Annotated in this window: 15 protein-coding genes and 2 pseudogenes; 6 read left to right on the forward strand and 11 right to left on the reverse strand. The window is 72.1% G+C overall.

The features are described 5' to 3' along the window. Window positions 1–64: 64 nt before the first annotated feature. Entirely contained in the window at window positions 65–562 is a 498-nt protein-coding gene (locus AC0KTA_RS27605) for a tetratricopeptide repeat protein (protein ID WP_481050915.1), read from the reverse strand. A 95-nt stretch (window positions 563–657) separates the two neighbouring features. Next, a complete protein-coding gene (locus AC0KTA_RS27610) occupies window positions 658–3,858 on the reverse strand; it encodes an alpha-N-acetylglucosaminidase (protein ID WP_481050916.1) in 3,201 nt (1,066 codons plus the stop codon). Between the two features lie 122 nt (window positions 3,859–3,980). Here AC0KTA_RS27610 and AC0KTA_RS27615 point away from each other — a divergent pair. Next, a pseudogene (locus tag AC0KTA_RS27615) lies at window positions 3,981–4,461 on the forward strand (hypothetical protein). Window positions 4,462–4,576: 115 nt separating this feature from the next. On the opposite strand, the gene AC0KTA_RS27620 reads toward AC0KTA_RS27615, so the two are convergent. From AC0KTA_RS27620 to AC0KTA_RS27630, 3 genes are all read right to left on the reverse strand, one after another. Continuing rightward, window positions 4,577–6,115 (reverse strand): DUF1996 domain-containing protein, encoded by a 1,539-nt coding sequence (locus tag AC0KTA_RS27620; RefSeq protein WP_481050917.1) that lies wholly within the window; start codon window positions 6,113–6,115, stop codon window positions 4,577–4,579. Between the two features lie 74 nt (window positions 6,116–6,189). Further along, complete coding sequence (locus tag AC0KTA_RS27625; protein WP_481050918.1) at window positions 6,190–6,840, reverse strand: LuxR C-terminal-related transcriptional regulator; 651 nt, start codon at window positions 6,838–6,840, stop codon at window positions 6,190–6,192. Next, window positions 6,825–8,102 (reverse strand): sensor histidine kinase, encoded by a 1,278-nt coding sequence (locus AC0KTA_RS27630; protein WP_481050919.1) that lies wholly within the window; start codon window positions 8,100–8,102, stop codon window positions 6,825–6,827. Before AC0KTA_RS27630 ends, AC0KTA_RS27625 begins: the two co-directional genes overlap by 16 nt. Window positions 8,103–8,374: 272 nt before the next feature. On the opposite strand from AC0KTA_RS27630, the gene AC0KTA_RS27635 reads away from it, so the two are divergent. Then, the gene (locus AC0KTA_RS27635) at window positions 8,375–10,555 is read left to right on the forward strand and encodes an MMPL family transporter (protein WP_481050920.1); all 2,181 of its coding nucleotides are present in this window, start codon (window positions 8,375–8,377) and stop codon (window positions 10,553–10,555) included. A gap of 411 nt (window positions 10,556–10,966) precedes the next feature. On the opposite strand, the gene AC0KTA_RS27640 is transcribed toward AC0KTA_RS27635, so the two are convergent. The 5 genes and pseudogenes from AC0KTA_RS27640 to AC0KTA_RS27660 all read right to left on the reverse strand — a co-directional run bounded on the left by AC0KTA_RS27640 (window position 10,967) and on the right by AC0KTA_RS27660 (window position 15,218). Next, complete coding sequence (locus tag AC0KTA_RS27640; RefSeq protein ID WP_481050921.1) at window positions 10,967–11,962, reverse strand: NAD-dependent epimerase/dehydratase family protein; 996 nt, start codon at window positions 11,960–11,962, stop codon at window positions 10,967–10,969. Window positions 11,963–12,005: 43 nt separating this feature from the next. Beyond that, window positions 12,006–12,620 (reverse strand): winged helix-turn-helix domain-containing protein, encoded by a 615-nt coding sequence (locus tag AC0KTA_RS27645; RefSeq protein ID WP_481050922.1) that lies wholly within the window; start codon window positions 12,618–12,620, stop codon window positions 12,006–12,008. Window positions 12,621–13,037: 417 nt separating this feature from the next. Further along, window positions 13,038–14,075, reverse strand: a complete 1,038-nt coding sequence (gene glnII, locus AC0KTA_RS27650; protein WP_481050923.1) for a glutamine synthetase — start codon at window positions 14,073–14,075, stop codon at window positions 13,038–13,040. Between the two features lie 166 nt (window positions 14,076–14,241). Further along, the gene (locus AC0KTA_RS27655) at window positions 14,242–14,712 is read right to left on the reverse strand and encodes a hypothetical protein (RefSeq protein WP_481050924.1); all 471 of its coding nucleotides are present in this window, start codon (window positions 14,710–14,712) and stop codon (window positions 14,242–14,244) included. Between the two features lie 137 nt (window positions 14,713–14,849). Beyond that, a pseudogene (locus tag AC0KTA_RS27660) lies at window positions 14,850–15,218 on the reverse strand (arsenate reductase family protein). Between the two features lie 199 nt (window positions 15,219–15,417). Between AC0KTA_RS27660 and AC0KTA_RS27665 the strand changes: the two are divergent. The 4 genes from AC0KTA_RS27665 to AC0KTA_RS27680 all read left to right on the forward strand — a co-directional run bounded on the left by AC0KTA_RS27665 (window position 15,418) and on the right by AC0KTA_RS27680 (window position 19,639). Beyond that, window positions 15,418–15,777 (forward strand): hypothetical protein, encoded by a 360-nt coding sequence (locus AC0KTA_RS27665; protein ID WP_481050925.1) that lies wholly within the window; start codon window positions 15,418–15,420, stop codon window positions 15,775–15,777. 52 nt (window positions 15,778–15,829) lie between these two features. Further along, window positions 15,830–16,954 carry an alpha/beta hydrolase family protein gene (locus tag AC0KTA_RS27670; RefSeq protein WP_481050926.1) on the forward strand — a complete coding sequence of 375 codons (1,125 nt, stop codon included), beginning with the start codon at window positions 15,830–15,832 and terminating at the stop codon, window positions 16,952–16,954. Window positions 16,955–17,185: 231 nt separating this feature from the next. Next, window positions 17,186–18,544 carry a DUF2252 domain-containing protein gene (locus AC0KTA_RS27675; RefSeq protein ID WP_481050927.1) on the forward strand — a complete coding sequence of 453 codons (1,359 nt, stop codon included), beginning with the start codon at window positions 17,186–17,188 and terminating at the stop codon, window positions 18,542–18,544. Window positions 18,545–18,667: 123 nt separating this feature from the next. Next, the gene (locus tag AC0KTA_RS27680) at window positions 18,668–19,639 is read left to right on the forward strand and encodes an asparaginase (RefSeq protein ID WP_481050928.1); all 972 of its coding nucleotides are present in this window, start codon (window positions 18,668–18,670) and stop codon (window positions 19,637–19,639) included. A gap of 22 nt (window positions 19,640–19,661) precedes the next feature. On the opposite strand, the gene AC0KTA_RS27685 is transcribed toward AC0KTA_RS27680, so the two are convergent. After that, window positions 19,662–20,807 (reverse strand): HAD family hydrolase, encoded by a 1,146-nt coding sequence (locus AC0KTA_RS27685; protein WP_481050929.1) that lies wholly within the window; start codon window positions 20,805–20,807, stop codon window positions 19,662–19,664. Window positions 20,808–20,824 lie beyond the last annotated feature (17 nt).

Consider the following 20,824-nt stretch of genomic DNA (forward strand, 5'->3'; position numbering starts at 1 on the left):
CAGCAGAACGAGCGAATCGTCCTCCGGTCACTTCACGCTGGTGGGCGCACCGGCTATGCCGGGGTCACTCGGGCTCGGTGAGGAGGCGCGCGTAGTTCGTCATCGAGCGCTGGTAGCGCGGGAGATGGCGGGCCAGGGCGCCGACCGCGACGCCCACGCCCTCGCGGGCGCGGCCCGCGTCGGCGAGACAGAGGGCGAGCGTGGCGCGCACCGCGTCGTCCAATTCGTCGTGCTCCGCGTCCAGTTCAGGAGTGAGCAGGGCGATGCCCTCTTCCACGCGACCGATGTTCCGCAGGGAGCTGGCCAGTTGGATGACGGTGCGGCGTCGGCGGTAGCCGGTGAGGCCGCGGGCGAGGGCCTCCTGGTAGAGGGGGACCGCCTTGTCCGAGTGGCCCGTGGAGTCGTAGGCGCAGGCGCGCTCGAACGGCGCGACGGGGCTGTTGTCCGGAAGCTCGTCGGCCAGCTTCCCGATGAGCTCCCGGAACTCTGCGGCCCTTTCGTCGCCGTACGCGTCGATGGTGCCCCATGCGGCGGCTGTGCGCGCTTCCCAGTCCTCGTTCATGCGGACACTTTCGCATGGGTGGGTGGGCGCTACCGCGTGGTCCCCAACCCCGCCCCTTCCCGAAACCGGGGGCTCTGCCCCCGGACCCCCGCTCCTCAAACGCCGGAGGGGCTGAATACTTCGCCGGTGCGGCTGGGTTTCAGCCCGTCCGGCGTTTGAGGACGAGCCGCGGAGCGGCCCACCCCCCACCCGCTGAACTCCACCGTCCCCCGCGCCCCGCCACCCCCATTAGTAGCCGTCATGAACAGCCCGACGTCCTGGACGTCGGCGGCCCCGGCCACGGGCGCCGTGGCGACCGTGCGCCACGTGCCGCCGCCGTCGGTGGACAGCTCGCCGGTGAACGCGCCCCCCGCCCGCGAAAGCCGCAGCAGCACCGGCGCCTTCACCCCGGTGATGCGCTTGTAGGTGTCCAGCGTCCCGTCGCCGTTCGTGTCGTACGAGAGGACGACGCCGTTGGCGGGCGTGACGGCCAGGTTGAGGAAGCCCGGGGAGCCGGGTGTGGCGAGGGAGTTGCGGGCGATGATGCCGGCGCGGGCCCAGGGGCCGGTGTTCGCCTGGGAGTCGACCTTCAGCGTGACGGACACGCCGTCCCGCAGCGCCCCTGGCCGGTAGAGGGTCCCGAACTCCGTCGTGCCCCGCCACAGATCCGCGCCCGCCCCGTCGATGGCGTACCGCCCGTCCAGCTCGCCGAAGACGGCCGCGTTGTTCGTGTATGTCTTCCATTCGGCAGAGATCGGGCCCGCCACGAACAGGGTTCCCTCGTGCACGGTCCGCACCCGCTTCTCGCCCTGCGGGCCGTACCGCACGGCGAGTGTGTACGGCAGCGGCCGCAGCGGCCGGTCGAGCGGGGTGTCCGGGGCGCTCGCCCGCCAGGCCACCGTGCCGGTGCCCGCGGCGGGCACCCGGGGCAGCGACGTGGGGCCTTCGGGCTCGGCGTCGATGCCGGTGAGGGTGAAGTCGACGCGGCCGGTGGCGCGCAGCCCGTTGACGTTGCGGAACAGGGCCTCCAGGCGGGCCCGCCCACCCGGTGGGATCGCGGGCGGCTCGGCGGTGACTTCAAGGGAGCCCTGGTAGGGGGCGCGGGCGAGTACGTCGCGGACCCGCGCAGCGGTGCGGTAGGGGTCGGCGACGGGCCGCAGTGGGTAGTCCTTGCGCTCGCGTGTCCACGGCTCCTCCACCGTCCCGAACCAGTCCACGGGCGTGGGGGCGCGCCCGGCCGCCAGCGCGTCCGCCAGCTCGTCGAGCCACTTCTGCCAGCGCGGCAGATAGAAGTCCGCGGTCAGGCCGTGCCACTCGCGGTTGCCGTAGTCGTGCAGGTTGCCGCCCTCCGACGTGGGCCGGTCGCCCCACACCGTGATGAGGACCTTCGCCGTGCGCTCGAACTCCGTGCGTTCGGTGTCGTTGGTGGCGAGGCGGCGGGCGTCTTCGATCCAGGGGCCCAGCAGGAACGCCGGGTGCGTGCCCGTGACGTCGTCGGAGAGCCGCATCAGGCGCAGCCACAAGTTCGACAGGGCGCGGAAGGTGTCCTGGTCCTTGCGCTCGTACGCCGTCCTGAGCTGCGGCAGGAGCTGGCGGCTGCGGTGGGCCAGGGCTTGGCGGGCCACGTCGACGAGATCGTGCTTGTAGGCCGCGCTGCGCCGCAGTCCGCCCGCGACGCCGAGCAGGCCGGTGAGCGCCGCGTCGAAGCGGCCCGGGTCGTAGGTGAGGGCGCGCGGCGCGTACTCGGCGGCGCGGTTCGCGGCCAGGTCGGGGCGCGCGGCGAAGAGGGAGTCGTGCGGGTCGCTGCGTTCGACGGCCTTGTGCTGGTACGCGGTGTCGTGCAGGGCCCGCCAGGCGGCGCGGGCGTCCCGGTCGCGGCCGCCGTAGCGGAAGTCGGCGTACGACGAGAACCAGTCTGCCCGGTCCAACTCCTCGTCCCGCCACGCCAGTTCGGAGAACAGCTCGAAGGCCGCCGGGTCGCGGTCGGTGGCCTCCGGCATGTACGCGGTGCCCGCGAGCGCGCTGTTCTCCTTGTCGCGCCAGGCGAAGAACTTCTCCTGCCAGAGGTGGGTGCGGGCGCCGATGGTGGAGCGGCCGCCGAAGTTCGGGATGGTGCCGAAGGCGTAGGGCGTGCCGCCCCAGTCCTTCTCGCGGTCGGTGACGCTCCGGTAGCGGTCGGAGACGCCGTCGACGATCAGCATCTTCTTCTTGTCGATGGCGTCGAGGAGCGCGGGCAGCGGGTTCTCCTGCCAGCCGAGGATCACCCAGGTCGCGCCCGCGTGCGCCTTCTGGAGCGCGCTCTCCACGCCGCGCGCGGCGTCCGGCACGGGCACGTCGCCCGCGGTGCCGCCCTCGTGCAGCAGGTCCATCTTGAAGTGCCGTGCCGCGCCGAAGAGTTCACGCTGGTGGCCGTAGAAGGCCGCAGCGACCTGCGCGAAGGCGTCGGTGCGCGGGTCCAGCCAGTCGGGGCGCTTGAAGCCGTGCCAGGTGCCCTGCGGCACGACGCGCGCGTCACCGCCGTTGCGGGCCACGAAGCCGTCCGGGACGTGCCCGTAGTAGCCGGGGAACACCGGGGCCATGCCCAGCTCGCGCAGCCGACCCACGATCTTCTGCCCCAGCTCCACGCGCCGGTCGATGATCTCGGGCGAGAGCGGGCCGCCGTACCCGGACAGGTTCTGCAGGAGCCACCACGGCTGGTGCGAGGGCGCGGGCAGCCAGGCGCGGGACTCCGCGTCGGTGTAGTGGAAGTCCTTCAGGACGCGGTGGTAGACGGCCTCCGTGCCCGCGATGACCAGGACTTCGTTGCAGCCGTGCAGCGCCAGTACGTCGATCATGCGCTCCCAGTACGGCCAGTCGGCGTACGGGGCGGTGTAGCCGTCGTTGGTGTCGTTGAGGGCGAATCGGTGGGGAAGCGCGGTGGAGCGCTCCAGGGGGCGCGCGGGCGCGGGCAGGCGGCGCGGCAGGTCGAGCTGGCTGCCGTTCCAGGCGATGTGCGCGCCGCACACGTACTTCAGGTACCAGTGGACTCCCGTGAGCAGCACGGCGGGAGTGGTGCCCGACACCTCGACGCGCCCGGAGGTGCCGGTCACACGGAAACGGTCCCGGCCTTCCTGAGCCGGGACGAGTCTCAGTCTGAACTGATCCGCGTGGTGCGGGAGTTGCCGATTGAGCACGGAGCGCGCGGCATCCGTATCGAGGGCAGGGCCCTCGGCGGGCTCCTCGGCGGCATGGGCCGGGAGCGCCACCCCGCCGAGGGCCGTACCGAGGCCGATGGCCCCGGCCGTGTTGAGCACCGAGCGTCGCGACGGACCGTTCACGTGTACCCCCTGCGTCGAATGCGTGCGGCGCACGGTATCCGGGCGGCCCTCTGCGCTCAACGGTGCCTACGCACAAGGCGAGTTCACATCGCCGGACGAGACGGGAGTGAGTGATGAGGAGCATGGTGTGGGCGGCGGGCGCCGTTTCGGCCACGGTGATCGGGCTGGTGATCGCGGCGGGGCTCAGCGCCGACGACGGTGGGGCCGCGGACGGCGGGGGGAGGACCGCGGCGCCGAAGACCGCCACCGGCACCCTGGAGCAGCTCGCCGCGAAGGCCGAGTGCGCGCCCGACATCCAGACGGACGCCGCCGAGCTGCGGCAGGCCAACTGCCAGAACGAGGACGGCCGTTTCGTCCTCGCGACCTTCGCCACCGACCGCGGCGAACGCGACTGGCTGAACTCGGCCAAGGACTACGGCGGCACGTACCTGGTCGGCAGGAAGTGGGTCGCGGTCGGCGACCCGGCCGTGGTCGGCGCGCTGCGCGGCCGGCTCGGCGGGACGGTGGAGCGGGCCTCGCACCACTCCTGACGAGTGGCGTGGTGGGGGGGAGCGAGGTCCGGGCCCTGGGCACATAGGGCACTCCGGTCACCGCGCGAGCTGACCGCGCAGCAGTCTTGGGTGGGGCAAGCGCCCCGAAGGGGCGCGGGGCCGTGACACATGCGGCTCCGCCGCGCGGGCGCGACCAGCCACGGACGGCCCGCAGTTCTGGCGAAGCACTAAGTACAGCGACGCCCGTCGTTTACGCACTTGGCGACGCGCTGCATCAGCCTCTCGTCGAACACGTTGATGAAGTCACCGTGGTCGGTGATGGGTTTGTGCAGCTGCTCGGGGAAGGAGTCGACGGCGAAGCCGGGCCCCGGCGGCACGTCGTACACGATGCGCTGCACGAGCTGCGGGATGGCGCGGAAGCCCTGCGGGCAGGCGCCGCTGCGCGCGTCGGCGAACGCGACGTGGGTGCGGTGGTTGGCGCTGTCGGTGTTCTGCCCGTCCCAGCAGCTCTGGAAGTTGAAGGTGCGGACGACCTTGCTGCCTTCGGGACAGATCGGGTATTTGTCCTTGAGCTGCCGGTTCTCGAATCCTGTGCAGCTCCAGGACGCGTTGGCATTCGCGTCACCATTGGTGAACGCCTTGGCGTCACCGGTGATGATGCGCAGGAAACGCGGCATCGCGGTCACCTTGCTCACCGGACTTCCGACGAACTTCAGCGTGACCTGGTCCGGTGTCTGGATCTCGCCGACGTTCTTGTCCCGGCCGCCGCCGTCCGCGTCCGCGTCGTTCTCGTCGTTTCCGTTCTGCAGCCTCAGGACGGGCCAGTAATACGTGGACTTGTCGCCCTGATTGCGGCAGCTGGTGTCGCCGTTCGCGAGATCGTCGTCATCGGAGAAGGCGTCCGTCTCCTGATTTCCGACGTAATCGTGCATATGGTGGGCGCCATTGCTCACACCGGGCGCGACGATGACATTGTCCGGATTGAACTTTCCGTTCTCGTTCGTGCCGCAGTTCGTGGTGAAGGTGCCGCGTGACGCGCCGCGTTGTTTGCGCGGCTTCTGGACATTGGGCTGAACGGTCGTGATGTCGACGAAGTCACCGGCCTCGGGTCCGTTGCCGGCCTGGCCTTGACCCTGCCCCTGTCCTTGACCTTGGCCTTGGTCGCCTCCCTGGCCCTGGCCCTGGTCCCCGTCACCCTGACCTTGGTCCTGGCCGCCGTCCTGCCCCTGGTCGCCTTCGCCGCCGCCCTGGTCCTGGCCACCTTGGCCCTGGTCACCGCCCTGCGGGGGGCCGTCGTCGTCGGCGCGCAGGGTGCACGGCGCCATGCCGTCCAGGTTCTCCGGCGCCTGACCGCCCCGGTCGAGCGCGGACCGGATGTTCTCGATGGTCGGCCGCCGCTGCTCCTCCAGCGGGCCGAGTACGGAATTCTTGTCCTCGGCCTCGGCGAACCGCGCGTAGGCGTCGGTGATCTGGCTGTCGAGGGCGGCGAGTTCGCGGTCGACATCGGCACGCGCCCCGTCCGGAACGTCCGGGAGCTGATTGCCGACGTCGGGGCAGCTGATGGTGCTCGCCTGCTGCCCGCCGCCGTTCTGATTCTGGATCTGTTCCTGGCTATTGGGCGGCGGACCGTCGCTTTCGTCGGCGTTCGCGTAGACATTCACCGCGACAAGTCCGCCGCCGCCCAGGATGAGCGCCGCCGAAGCGGCGATCGCCCGGCCGGCCAGCTTTGATCGTTTTCGTGACGTGCGTCGTGAGGTGCGTCCCATGGGACTACGTACGCATCAGTGGTCCGCGTCGTTCAACGGCGCCCGGAAATTCTCGCCGCCAACTCCCGTACGAATCAACGCCCTTGATCGAGATAGGCGAGAACCGCGAGGACACGGCGGTTGTCGTCGTCCGACACCGGCAGATCGAGCTTCGCGAAAATATTGGAGGTGTGCTTCGCGATGGCCCGCTCGGTCACCACGAGCTGCCCCGCGATCGCGGCGTTGGACCGCCCCTGCGCCATCAGCTCGAGCACCTCGCGCTCGCGCGGGGTGAGCGCGCCCAGCGGCTGGTCGGTGGCGCGGCGTGACAGGAGCTGCTGGATGACCGTCGGGTCCATCGCGGTGCCGCCCGCGGCGACCCGGCGGACCGCGTCGATGAACTGCTCCGCGTCGAAGACCCGGTCCTTCAGGAGATAGCCGACCCCGCCGTTGCCGTCGGCGAGCAGCTCGCGCGCGTACAACTGCTCCACGTGCTGCGAGAGCACGAGCACCGGCAGGCCCGGCCGGGCCCGGCGGGCGGCGAGCGCGCACTGGAGTCCCTCGTCCGTGTGCGACGGCGGCAGCCGGACGTCGACCACGGCGACGTCCGGCTGCAGTTCGGCCAGGGCCTTGGTCAGCTCGGGCCCCGTCTCGACGGCCGCCGCGATCTCGAAGTCGAATGCCTCCAGCATCCGCACGAGGCCGTCGCGCAGCAGGAAGAGATCTTCGGCTAGGACAACTCGCAAGGGATCTCCATGGTCACCATGGTCGGGCCGCCAACCGGACTGCTGACGGCCAGTACGCCGTCGAATGTACCGAGTCGCCGTTCGATCCCGCTCAGCCCGGACCCGGTGCCCACGGCCGCACCGCCCTTGCCGTTGTCGGTGACCGCGATGCGGAGCATGCCGTGCTCGTGGTGCACGTCCACCCAGATGCGGTCCGCGTCCGCGTACTTCACCGCGTTCGTCAGGGTCTCGCTCACCGCGAAGTACGCGGCTGCCTCCACCGGCTCCTCCGCCCGGCCCGGCAGGTCCACGTCGACGTCGGTGGTCACCGGCAGGCGCAGCGCGAGCGCCTTCACCGCGTCGCCGAGGCCGCGCTCGGCGAGCACCGGCGGGTGGATGCCGCGGACCAGGTCGCGCAGTTCGGTCAGCGCCTCGCCGGAGTTCTGCCGGGCCTTGGCGAGCATCTCCTTGGCCTTGGCCGGGTCCCTCTCGACCAGCGCCTCGATGGTGCCGAGGTCCATGCCCATGGCGACCAGGCGGGCCTGCGCGCCGTCGTGCAGATCGCGCTCGATGCGGCGCAGCTCGGCGGCGGAGGTGTCCACCGCGTCGTGCCGGGTCTCCTCCAGGCGGTCCACGCGCTGCGCCAGTGCGCGCTCCCGCATGGAGGCGGTGGGCGCGAGCAGGGTGCGGGCGAGCAGGAAGTGGCCGCGGACGATCGCCGGGTTGGCGAAGAGGGCCACGACGGCGAGCGCCGTGCCGAGCGCGGCGGCGCCGTTCGCCGCCATCTGCGAGTTGACGTGGATGAAGCCGTACCACTCGCCGCCGCCCGCGTTGTAGATCGGCTTCCAGACACCGAGGGCGAGCACCCAGCCGTACACCGGGTAGAGCACCAGGGAGGGCGCGAAGATCACGACGACGAAGCCCGCCGTCATGTCGGCCATCAGCCACTGGAGGTCCCGCCAGGTCGCCGGGTCCTTCAGCATCAGCGAGCAGCGCTCGACCCGACCGGTGACACCGGAGCGCAGGTCGGCGGGGTACTGCCGGTAGGGCACCGGGATGTGGACGTCCGACCACTCACCGGCCTGGACGCGGCGCAGGTTCGCGTACTTGCGCACCGCGGTGAGCACCACGGGCGTGGTGAAGACGCCGATCCCCAGCACGATGAACACGATCGACAGGACCGAGAGCACGAAGAGCGTGATCGATCCGGCCAGCGAGACGATCGCCAGATACAGGCCGCGTGCTCCCGCGAGCAGTGCCTCGCGCACTCTCGACGTCTTCATGGTGTCCCTCTCCTCAAGCAGTCCCACGTCCCGGCGGTCCGAGCGTTTCGTACGCGGCCGAATCGGCGGCACCCTCACAGTCTCCCTGGTCACGGCGGCCCAGGTCATGGGGCCCCACCCCCGGCCGGGGGTGTTGCCAGCACCACCCCCGCGCCTCGCCCTGTGCTTCACCGAGAGGGGGTCTCGGCGGCTGGGGCGGCGCGCCGCTCCTTTCTAGCGTGATCCACGTCAGCTCGGCTTATTTCACGCTTACTCAACTGGGGGCGAAGGACATGAGCGCCAAGAGGCAGAACCTCGCGGCACGACTCGGGGTGTGGAGCGCGCACCACCGCAAGACGGCGATTCTCGGCTGGCTGGTGTTCGTGGTCCTCGCCACGGTCATCGGCGGCGCCACCGGTACGGTCACGGCGACCGACGACGAGATGGGCACCGGCGACTCGGCCAGGGCCTCGAAGATCCTCGACGACGCCGGCATCGACGAGCCCGCGAGCGAGCTCGTCATGGTGAGCGCGAAGTCGGCCGACGGCTGGCGGGAGGCGGCGGCCGACCTGTCCCGGGCGCTCGGCGCGACCGGGAAGGTCGACAAGATCCAGCCGCCGCTGGCCTCGAAGGACGGCAAGGACGCACTCCTGCGCTTCGACATGAAGGGCAAGTCCGACGACGCCGCGGACCAGGTGCAGCCGGTGCTCGACGCCGTCGCGAAGGCCAAGGATACGGGCGCGGAACGCGGCATCACCGTCCACCAGTTCGGCGACGCCAGCTCCGAGAAGCAGCTGAACGACCTGCTCGCCGACGACCTGAAGAAGGCCGAGTTCACGGCCGTGCCCCTCGCCCTCGGCATCCTGCTCGTCGCCTTCGGGGCCGTCGTCGCCGCGCTGCTGCCCGTCGGGCTCGCGCTGACCGCGTGCGTGGCCGCCTTCGGCCTGCTCTCGCTCGCCAGCCACTCGCTGCACCTGTTCGAGACCACGTACTCGGTGATGTTCCTGATGGGCCTCGCCGTCGGCGTCGACTACTGCCTGTTCTACCTGCGGCGCGAGCGCGACGAGCGGGCCGCCGGGCACGACGCCGAGACGGCGCTGCGGATCGCCGCCGCCACCAGCGGGCGCGCGGTGCTGGTGTCCGGGCTGACGGTGATGGTGGCCATGGCCGGCATGTTCCTGTCCGGCCTGCTCCTCTTCAAGGGCTTCGCCGTCGCCACGATCATGGTGGTGTGCGTGGCGATGCTCGGCTCCGTGACGGTGCTTCCCGCGCTGCTCGCCTGGCTCGGCGACCGCATCGACGCCGGGCGCATCCCCTTCCTCAACCGCCGCTCCAAGAAGGGCGCCCACGCCAGCGGTTCCGTCGCCGGTTCGCTGCTCAAGCCCGTCCTCGCCAAGCCCGCGTTCTTCGCGGTCGCCGCGACCGCGCTGCTGCTCGCCCTGGCCGCGCCCGCGCTCGGCATGAAGACCGAACAGCTCGGCCTGGAGAAGCAGTTCGGCTCCGACGCGCCGCTCTCGGTCTCCTTCCGCGAGATCACCGGTGAGTTCCCGGGCGGTCCCGCGCCCGCGCTCGTCGTGGCCAAGGCGGACGACATCGACTCCGCGCCGGCGCGTGCGGCCCTGCGGGCGCTTACCGAGAAGGCCAGCAAGGACGCCGAACTCACCGTCCACGAGCGGCAGAACGTCGCGCAGATCGCGGTGCCGCTGCCCGGGAGCGGGACCGGCGCGGACGCGAAGAAGGCGCTGGCTTCGCTGCGTGACGATGTACGGGACGTACGGGGCGGGGGCGCCGTCGACGCGTACGTCGGCGGGGACCTGGCCGAGTCCGAGGACTTCACCGACCAGCTCGGCAAGGGCATCGTGCCGGTGTTCGCCTTCATCGCGGCCGTCACGTTCCTGCTGATGCTGTTCAGCTTCCGGTCCGTGGTGATCGCCGTGACCTCCATCGCGCTCAACCTGCTGTCCGTGGGCGCCGCGTACGGCGTGATGACCGCCGTCTTCCAGCACGGCTGGGGTGCCTCGCTGATCGGCTCGGAGAAGGTCGGCGCCATCGAGAACTGGATGCCGCTGTTCGTCCTCGTGGTCCTCTTCGGGCTGTCGATGGACTACCACGTGTTCGTGGTGTCCCGGATCCGGGAGGCGCGGGACCAGGGGCTGGGCAACCGCGAAGCCATCCGGGAGGGCATCACGCGGACCGCGGGTGCGGTGACCGGGGCCGCGGTGATCATGGTGGCCGTGTTCGCCGTCTTCGGCACGCTGTCCATGCAGGACATGCAGCAGATGGGGGTTGGCCTCGGAGTGGCCGTCCTGCTCGACGCGACCGTCGTCCGTATGGTGCTGCTGCCCTCCGTGATGAGTCTGCTCGGTGAGCGGAACTGGCACACTCCGCGGTGCCTGCGGTGGCTGCCGCGTGTCTCCCACGACGTACCGGCGCCGGTGGCGCCGACGTCCTTCCCCGTCCGGGAACACGTCTGACCCGGCCGGGCGCCGGGGTGCCCCACTCGCCCCTCCGGGGGTGGGTGGGGTTTCCCCGTGTGCGGGGCGGTGGGGGCCGATCCTGTCCCGCCGCTCCGCGGCGGATGTCTCCCACCCGCCCGCCCGTTTCCAGTCGGCCGTGGGGTGGGCGTCTCTCGTGGGGGTTGCCCACCGTTGGCGGGTGCGGCTTCGATGGTGCCACCGCCGCTCCGCGGCGGATGTCTCCCACCCACCCGCCCGTTTCCAGTTGGCCGTGGGGTGGGCGTCTCCCGCGGGGGGCGTCCACCGTTGGCGGGTGCGGGTGATGTGTGCCGCTACCCCTGTGGGCAGCTGGGCCGCCAGGGGCGGCACGGGTGGGCACAGCCCCGGCCGACGGTGTGCCTGGTTCGGCGCTCACCACGGGGCCGGTGGCTACAGCCCCAGGACGGCCGCCTCCCGCGCGGGGTCGAGCCCCACGACGGGCCGGTCGGGACGCTGGGGGGCCACCCCGCCAAGGCTCCGGAGCCAGTGGAATGTGTCAGCGACCGTCGTCCCGACGGAACGGCACCGCAGCCCCGCCCGCAGGGCCTTCTCCGAGCTGGTGTCGTGCATCGTGTCGTACAGCTCCCCCGGCGGCAGCCACACCGGCAGCTCGCTCCACGGCTCGACCCCCGCCTTAGCGATCACCTCGGGCTCCGTCCACACCAGCTCAACCCCGGGCGCCCCCGCCACGGAAACACACGCGTCGAGCAACTCGCCCATCGTCACGTGCCCCTTGGGGCAGACGAGGTTGTACGGCCCGGAGAGCCCGGCCGCCACCGCGTCCAGCGTCCAGGTGGCGAGGTCGCGCACGTCCACGTACTGGACGGCGGCGTCCCGCGGTCCGGGCGCGAGCACCGGCCCGCCCCGGGCGACCCGGTTCAGCCACCACGGCAGCCGCCCGATGTTCTCGTACGGACCGAGGATCAGCCCGGCCCGCACGAGCAGCGTCCGCCCGGCCTCGAAGGCGGCCTCCGCGGCCAGTTCCCCGCCGCGCTTGTCCTCCGCGTACGCGACGGCCTCCGCGTCCGGATCCCCCGCCACCACGGGGTAGGACTCGTCCGACCCGGCCGCCCCGGGGTAGCGGTACACCGACCCGCTGGAGACGTACGCGTACCGCCCGGCCCGCCCGGCGAGCAGCCGCGCCGCGTCCCGGACGGCACGCGGCGCCCCGGACCAGGTGTCCACGACGGCGTCGTACGCACCGCCCGCGTCGGCGAGCGCCGCGAGCCCCTCGGCCGTCGTACGGTCCCCGTGGACGGCCCGGGCCCCGTCCGGCGCCGCGTGCCGCCCCCGGTGGAAGACCGTCACGTCCCAGCCGCGCGCGAGCGCGTCCTCGGTGACGGCCCGCCCCACGAACTCCGTACCACCCAGCATCAGAAGTTTCATGGGACCGACTCTGCCCCGGCCACCACCTGCGGGGGAATGGGATTTAGCTCGCAGGAGAACCGCTCGGCGGCGCGTACTTGTACCCGACCCGCCGCACCGTCTGGATCGCCTGCCGGTGCTCGGCCCCCAGCTTGCGCCGGAGCCGGGCGATGTGGACGTCGACGGTCCGCCCGTCGCCCACGTGTCCGTACCCCCACACCGTCGTCACGAGCTGATCGCGGGTGTGCACCCGGTGCGGGTGCGCGACGAGGTGGGCGAGGAGTTCGAACTCCAGGTACGTGAGGTCCAGGGGCCGCCCGTCGACGTGCGCGGAGCGCCGCGCGGTGTCGATGCGCACGGGCCCGTGGCCGTCCGCCCGGAGCGTCGGCTCACCGGCGAGGGTCTCACCGCTGAAGGGCTCACCGGCGAGGGGTTCCTCGGCGGGCAGGAGGACCAGATAGCCGATCATCGGAGGCTGCCCGGGCAGCGTGGGCAGGGTGTGCTGTGGCGCCGGCAGCAGGGTCGCGCCGGGCGGCAGGAAGCCCGAGAAGTCGGCGAGGCCGGAGCCCCGCACCACTTCGTCGGGGGACACGGCCCGCAGCCGCCCCCGCGCCGAGGGCGCGGCGGGACGGGCGGCGGTGGGGACGGATGCGGCGGAGAAGGAACGGGAGTTCGCCATGAGATGCGTCAGCTCTTTCGCGCGAAGGAGTCGTCGAGGACGTACGTCGTGCGCGTCAGGCAGGAAGCCGGGGTAACGGCTTCAGAGGGCCCGCGCGGTCAGCGCGCGGCAACACACCCGGTCGAAGTCGTGGTGCTGCCGGGAGGGCCAGAAGGGCTCGAGGTCCCGGAAAGATTCGAGGTCCCAGAAAAGCTCGAGGTCACGGTGACCCGTCGCGGTGTTCCGGAAGCTGCCCATGGCCCCATTGAAGCAGATGGGCGCGGCTCCGGCGGATCCCTCTCGCACGTTGATACGAAGCCTTGGCGCACGCATGGCGTGAAGTGGCCCTTCCCGTAAGGGGCGTGGGGCAACGCGTCCGGGGCGCCCACCACATCGGCGGGCGCCCCGGACGGATTCCGACGGAACGTACGGAACGGGTCAGACCTGGCCGGCCTTCTCCAGCGCCGCGCAGCAGGTGTCGACGAGCAGCCGCGTCACGACGTACGGGTCGACGTTGGCGTTCGGGCGGCGGTCCTCGATGTAGCCCTTGCCGTCCTTCTCGACCTGCCACGGGATGCGCACAGAGGCGCCGCGGTCGGAGACGCCGTAGCTGTACTCGTTCCACGGGGCGGTCTCGTGCAGGCCGGTGAGGCGGTCGTCGATGCCCGCGCCGTAGTTCTTGACGTGGTCCATCGGCTTGGAGCCCTCGCCGAGCGACTCGCACGCGGTGATGATCGCGTCGTACCCCTCGCGCATCGCCTTCGTCGAGAAGTTGGTGTGCGCGCCCGCGCCGTTCCAGTCGCCCTTCACCGGCTTCGGGTCGAGCGTCGCGGAGACGCCGAAGTCCTCGGCGGTGCGGTAGAGCAGCCAGCGGGCCACCCACAGCTGGTCGGAGACCTCCAGCGGGGCGAGCGGGCCGACCTGGAACTCCCACTGGCCGGGCATCACTTCGGCGTTGATGCCGGAGATGCCGAGGCCCGCCTTGAGGCAGTTGTCGAGGTGCGCCTCGACGACGTCGCGGCCGAAGATCTCGTCCGCGCCGACGCCGCAGTAGTAGCCGCCCTGCGCCGCCGGGAAGCCGCCCTCGGGGAAGCCGAGCGGGCGCGCGCCCTTGAAGAAGGTGTACTCCTGCTCGATGCCGAAGATCGACTCCTGGGCGGCGTACCGCTCGGCGACCTCGGCGAGCGCGGCACGGGTGTTGGACGCGTGCGGCGTCATGTCGATGTCGAGGACCTCGCACATGACGAGGATGTCGTCGCCGCCGCGGATCGGGTCCGGGTAGCTGGCGACGGGCTTGAGCACGCGGTCGGAGGCGTGGCCCTCGGCCTGGTTCGTCGACGAGCCGTCGAAGCCCCAGATCGGCAGGTCCGCGACCGCGGCGGCGCGCTGGGAGTCGGCCAGTATCTTCGTCTTCGAACGGAGCTTGGCCGTCGGCTCGGTGCCGTCGATCCAGATGTACTCAGCCTTGAAGGTCACGGGCCTCATCCTTTGACACTTGGTACGGCGCAGACGTGCGGGTGCTGCGGTCCGTGGTGATGCTCCGCAGACTGCCAACACGCGATTTCCCGTCCGTTGCCCGTTTGTGAACCCCGTGTTACCTGGGGCGTTAGTGGCCCGTGTCACGTCATACGACTTGCTGCGGCTACTTGATGACGGCGTTGGCGGCCGCGATCAGCAGCCCGATCGCCGCGTCCGCGACGCCGATGAGCGCGGCCGAGCGCCTGCGGTAGCCCACGCGGAGCGCACCGAAGGTGCCCCAGGCGAAGAGCAGCGCCGCGTTCAGCGCCAGTCCCGCGTACGTGACGTTCTTCTCGGGCCAGCCCATGATCCCGGCGAGCACCAGGAGGGCGACGGTCGGCCAGCAGGCGATCACCACGGGCCACTCGTCGGCCAGCGTCCACGCGAGCTGACGCCAGCGGTGCATTCCGCTGCCCGGCCGGTGGGTGCCCATGTGGTGGGCGTAGCCGTGGGCGAGCGCGGCCGTGCCCGCGGTGACCATGACCCAGGCCGCGTCGTAGTACGGCGTGAACGGCTCGCTCTCGGACTGCAGGGCCGCGAGCAGCGCGCTCGCGAGGACGGTGCCGTATACGCCTCCGGACAGCCAGTTCCGCACGGTGCGCTCCTTCCTCCGGTGTCGTTCCCCGGGGTCCTGCCTTTGGCAGATGGAGCGCTCAACCCTATGGGCCGGTTTGTAACGTTTTGCCTGCTGTCGTCGATCGGTTGGCGGGCGACCGCTACCGCGAGATGCCGCTACCGGGAGAGCGCGTCCCGTACCGCCTCCTCGGAGCGCGCCACCACCGCCGTGCCGTCGGCCGCCGTGATGATGGGTCGCTGGATGAGCTTCGGGTGGGCGGCGAGTGCCTCGATCTAGGCCTGGCGGCCGGACGCGTCGCGCGGCCAGCGCTCGCGGTCCTTCAGGCCGAGCTCCTTGGCGTCGGCTTCCTGGGTGCGCGTGATGTCCCAGGGCTCCAGGCCGAGGCGGTCGAGCACGGCGCGGATCTCGTCGGCGGTCGGTACGTCCTCCAGGTAGCGGCGCACGGTGTACGTGGCGCCCTCCGCGTCGAGCAGGGCGAGGGCGCCGCGGCACTTCGAACAGGCGGGATTGATCCAGATCTCCATGCCGCACAAGCTACCCGCGCCCCACCCGCACCACCGGTCCGCGTACCCTCGCGCCCACCCCTGGATCCCTCCTCAAACCCCTTCTGGCCAGGGAGGATTGACGGTTGTGAGAGCGGCCGTTGTCAGTGCCGGGACGTAGAATGGAAGCAATGTTCGAAGGTGCCCGCGAGGGTTCCTGAACCGCGACAGGAGGATGCCTGTGCCCGCTGCCGCACTGCCGTCGAAGTCCGCCGTCACCCGCTCCCGCACGTCTCCCGCCCCGCGCTCCGCGCGCTCGTCGCGCAAGCCGCGCCCCGACCGGCCCGCGCTCTGCGAGGTGCCGTATGTCCCGCTGGAGAAGCGCCCCCTGCCCCCCGGCCGCCCCCGCGACTGGTACGTCACGCACAACCGCCGCCTCAAGGCCATGCGCCTGGCGATCGCCCTGCTCGACTCGGGCGTCCTCGTCCCCAACCAGGCGAGCAACGTCCGAATCCGGGCCATGGCCGAGACGGTGGGCATCCACCCGCCGTCGGACACCACGTGCCACATGGTGCGGGCGCTGATGCGCTACAGCCGCTGAGGCGGGCCCCGGCCCTACGCAAGGGCCGGGGCCATGGGACATGCTGGCGCCCATGAATCAGCCGGAACATGCCATGGCCGCCGCGGCGCGACCCGAGCGGCCCGAGGGGGAGCTGCCGCTCCTCACCACGGTGGAGACGGCGGACGGCACCCGCATCCCGGTGCGGGGGCTGCGCGCCGCGCAAGCGACGACCGCGACCGCGACTGCTTCTGCCGGGCGGCCGTCGGCCGGGGCTGCTTCCGCCGGGCCCGCATCGACCTCCGAGCCCGCCTCCGGTGCCCGGCCCGCCGCCTCGGCGGAGCCCGCCGCGCCCGTCGTTCTCGTCCTGCCCGCCATGGGCACCCCGGCCCGTTTCTACCGCCACTTCGCCCGGGAGCTGCACGCCGCCGGACTGAGCGTCGTCACCGCGGACCTGCGCGGTCAGGGCGAGAGCACTCCCCGTGCGGCGGACCGGGCCGCGCGGGACCACGGCTTCCGTACGCTCCTGGAGCAGGACTTCGTGGCGGTGCTCGACGCCGTGCGGGCCGAGTTCGGCTCCGGGCCGCCGCTGTTCCTGCTCGGCCACAGCCTCGGCGGCCAGCTGGGCCTGCTGTACGCGGCGGCCGAGCCGGGGCCCGCCGTCGACGGCGTCGTGCTCGTCGCCGCGGGCTCCGTCTGGTACCGGGCGTACGGGGCGCTGCGTGCCCCCGGCCTGCTGGCCGGGACGACCCTCATCGCGGCGGCCGCGACGCTGCTCGGCCGCTGGCCCGGCACCCGCTTCGGCTTCGGCGGCGACCAGTCCAAGGGCGTCATGCGGGACTGGGCGCGCCAGGGCCGCACCGGCCGCTACCGCCCCGTGCGGGACTGGGCGCGCCAGGGCCGCACCGGCCGCTACCGCCCCGCGGGCTCCACCCTCGACTACGAGTCCGCCCTGCGCGCGCTGGCCGTCCCCGTACTCGCGGTCTCCGTGGAGAACGACACGTACGCCCCCGCGTCCGCCGTGACCCACCTCGTGTCCAAGGCCCCGCGCGCCCACGTCACCCGCCGCCCCTACACGGAACAGGAGGCGGGAGGCCGCCTCGACCACTTCGCCTGGACCCGTGCGGGCGGGGCGCTGGCGCGAGGGGTGGCGGAGTGGGTGGCAGCCCTTCCCGGACGCGGCCGGGCCCTCCCCGGACTCGGCCGGGACTCGGCGTGACGCCACGCCCTTGGGCGTCGCCTGTTCACCCGTTCGGCGTACCTGGCATGCGCCGCACCCCGTCGCCGCTTTGGCTGCTTCTCAGAGGAGGCCGTGGCGGCCGGCGCGGGCGCGGGGCGCGGGCCCCGCTCCCGGGCGGGCCCGATCCGCCCGGTGCCGTCCGGCCCGCCCGCTGCCGCCTGCCGCCGTCCGTACGCCGTCCGTCCGCCGCCGTCCGAGAGGGGTTCGCCGATGACCACGCCGGCCGAGCGCGCGGAACGCGGCAAGGCGGCCCGCAAGCGTGCCTCCCGCTCCTCGCACGGGGTCTGGATCCCGTCGGCCGACCGCGCCGACCCGGTGACCGTCCTGGAGCGGCAGGCCGCCGACCGCGTCCAGGAGCTGCTGCCGATCCGGTACGGCCGGATGTCCGCCTCGCCGTTCGCCTTTCTGCGCGGCGCGGCCGCCGTCATGGCGGGCGACCTCGCCACCCAGCGCCACACTGGCCTCACCGTCCAACTCTGCGGCGACGCCCACCTGTTGAACTTCGGCGTGTTCGCCTCCCCGGAACGCAGCCTCCTCTTCGACCTCAACGACTTCGACGAGACGTACCCGGGCCCCTTCGAGTGGGACGTCAAACGGCTCGCCGCCAGCGTCGCCGTGGCCGCGGGGGAGCACGGGCACCGCGAGGACAGGGCACACGCCGCGGCGCTCGCCGCCACCGCCGCGTACCGCAAGGGCATGCGGCGCCTGGCCCGCAAGGGCGAACTCGACGTCTGGTACGAGCGCATGGACACCGACGACCTGCTGCCGCTCATCGACTCGGCCCGCCACCGCAAACGCGCCGAGGCCCGCCTGGACCGGGCTCGCCGCCGCACCAGCCTGCAGGCCCTCGGCAAGCTCACGGAACTCGTGGACGGACGGCGCCGCATCATCCACGACCCGCCGCTCCTCGACCCCGTGGGGTCGCCCGACATGGCCGCCCTGCGCAAGATATTCGGCGACTACCGCTCGACCCTCGCCGAGGAACGCCGCCTCCTCCTGGACCGGTACCGCTTCGTCGACGCGGCCCGCAAGGTCGTCGGCGTCGGCAGCGTGGGCACCCGCTGCTTCATCGTCCTGCTCGCCGGCCGCGACTCCGGGGACCCCCTCTTCCTCCAGATCAAGGAAGCGGTGCACTCCGTCCTGGAGGAACACCTCCCGTCCGGGCCGCACGTCCACCCCGGCCACCGCGTCGTCGCGGGCCAGCGGCTGCTCCAGGCCGCGGGCGACATCTTCCTCGGCTGGATGACGGGCCCCCAGGGCCGCGCCTACTACTGGCGTCAGCTCCGCGACATGAAGGGCTCCCTCGACCTCACCACCGTGGACCTCGCCGGACTCCACGCCTACGCCCGCCTCTGCGGCACCGCCCTGGCCCGCGCCCACGCCCGCTCCGGCGACCGCATCGCCATCGCCGCGTACCTCGGCGGAGCCGACACCTTCGACCGGGCGATCGCGGACTTCGCCGTCAGATACGCGACCCAGACCACTCAGGACCACGAGTCCCTGCGCGGGGCGATAGCGGCAGGAATCCTCCCTGCGGAGCCCAACCCACCCAGCCCGTCCGGCGTTTGAGGACGAGGCCGTTCAGGCCGATCGGGGGTCCGGGGGCGGAGCCCCCGGTTTCGGGAAGGGGCGGGATTGGGGAGAGCCCCGCAGGGCCCCAACCCGCACCCCCAACAGAATCGAGCCCACCCCATGCCCAAAATCGTCAGTGTCTTCACCCTCGGCGGCACCATCTCCGCCCAGGCGGGCGGCGGAACCACCCGCCTCACCGGCGCCGAAACCCTGGCCTCCGCCCCGATCCCGCCCGGAGTGGAGGTGGAGCTGAACGACGTCCGCCAACTCCCCGGCGCCTCCCTCACGCTGGACGACCTGAGGGACCTGGCCGAGAAGGTCGACGAGGCCACCGCGGCCGGCCACGGCGCGGTCGTGGTACAGGGCACCGACACCCTGGAGGAGACGGCGTTCCTGCTGGACGTGGCCTGCGCGCCGCGCGAATCCGTGGTCGTCACAGGCGCGATGCGCCGCCCCGACCAGCCGGGCGCGGACGGCCCGGCGAACCTGTCCGCGGCGCTGGCGGTGGCGGCGGACAGGAACTGCCGAGGCCTGGGCGTCCTCACGGTCCTGGCCGACGAGATCCACGCCGCCCGCCACGTACGCAAGGCGCACACGACGTCCGTGACCACCTTCGCCTCGCCGGGCGCGGGCCCGCTGGGCCGGGTCGTGGAGGGCGTCCCGCACATCCTGCTCCGCCCCGCGCGGCCCACCGTGGAACGGCCGCTGCGGCTGCGCGCCCCGGCCCGCGTCGCCCTGCTCACCCTCACCCTGGGCGACCGCGGCGAACTCCTCGACGCCGTGGACGACCGCTTCGACGGCCTGGTCGTGGCGGCCTTCGGCGCGGGCCACGCACCGAAGTGGCTGGTCGAACCGCTGACCGCCGTGGCCGCGCGGATGCCCGTCGTCCTCGCGTCGCGCACCGGCGCGGGCCCGCTCCTCAGCGAGACCTACAACGGCCCGGGCTCGGAGTCCGACCTGCTCGCCCGCGGCCTGATCTCCGCGGGCCACCTGGACGCGCCGAAGGCCCGCGTACTCCTGTACGCCCTGCTCGCCGACGGAGCCGACCGCGCGACGACGACGGCGGCCTTCGACCGCTTCCGCGCGGGCTAGGGCGGGCTAGGTCCTGCCCGGCCTAACCGATCTGCTCCGGCGTCACCGTAAGCCACCGCTTGTCCGCCGTCACGGGCTGCCCCAACTCCCGCTGCCGCGCCGCGTTCTTCCGCTTCATGCTGTCCAACTGCCTCATGTAGCTGTCCTTGCGGTTGACCCACACGCGGACGCCCCCGTGCCGTACGTCCGCGGAGTGGAACAGCATCGGCCCATCACTCACCAGCGTGTCCCCGGCCACAAGAATGGGCTTCTTCCACTCGTCGATGTACGTGGAGATCGCGGCGGGCTTGCCCTGGTACCAGGTCAGCGGCGCCCACAGGTTCGGCGTGAGCTCGTACTTCGCGAGCTTCGCGCGGTCCTTCGGGCCGAAGCGGCCCTCGGCGATCTCCTTGCGGGAGCTGGTGACCTGGCCCGTCCTCGGGTCCTTGAGCTGCATGCCGACGCCGATGACGTTCTGCGGCTTCACCCCGTACCCGTACTTCGGGTCGGCGAGCACCATCCGCACCAGGTCCTCGCTCGCCGCGCTCACGACGTACACCTCGATCCCGTGCGCGCGCAGCGACTTGTACAGCTCCCGCATGCCGGGGAAGAACTCGGGCCGCTCGACCTCGGTCTTCGTGACCTTCCCGTGCTCGTCGTAGTACGTCGCCGGGATCGGCTTGTCGTACGCGAGCAGGTCGTCCACGTACCCCTTCAACTGCTTCAGCGTGAAGCCGGAGAAGATCTGCGCCGCCCACGGGTAGCAGACCTGGTCGTCGACCTCGCAGAGGCGGTTGTAGTAGCTGTACAGGCTCTCCTTGTGCGTGGCCGTGTCCTTGAACGGGATGACCTTCAGGGACGGGTCCATCGACTTCCTGGTCAGGACGCCCTTCATCTCCAGGAACGGAAGCAGCGCCTCCTCCAGGTCGTGGCGGTACGTCGTGTTGTCCGCGTCGAAGACGGCGTACGCGCCCTTCCCCTGGTTCTCCGCGATGACCTTGCCGAGCTTCGCCGCCACCGGCTTGGGCCAGTGCTTGAGCCCGGTCGCGGCGGCGCGGGCGGCGGCGCCGGACCCCTTCGCGTCGGCGGCGTCGGCCGACGGCCACAGCGCGCCGCCCGCGAACACCGCCGCCGCGAGCGCCCCCGCCGCTCCGACGACCGCCAGCCTGCTCTTTGCCCGAATTGCCATGGTTCCCGTTCCCTGAA

The organism is Streptomyces sp. Y309, from assembly GCF_056712025.1.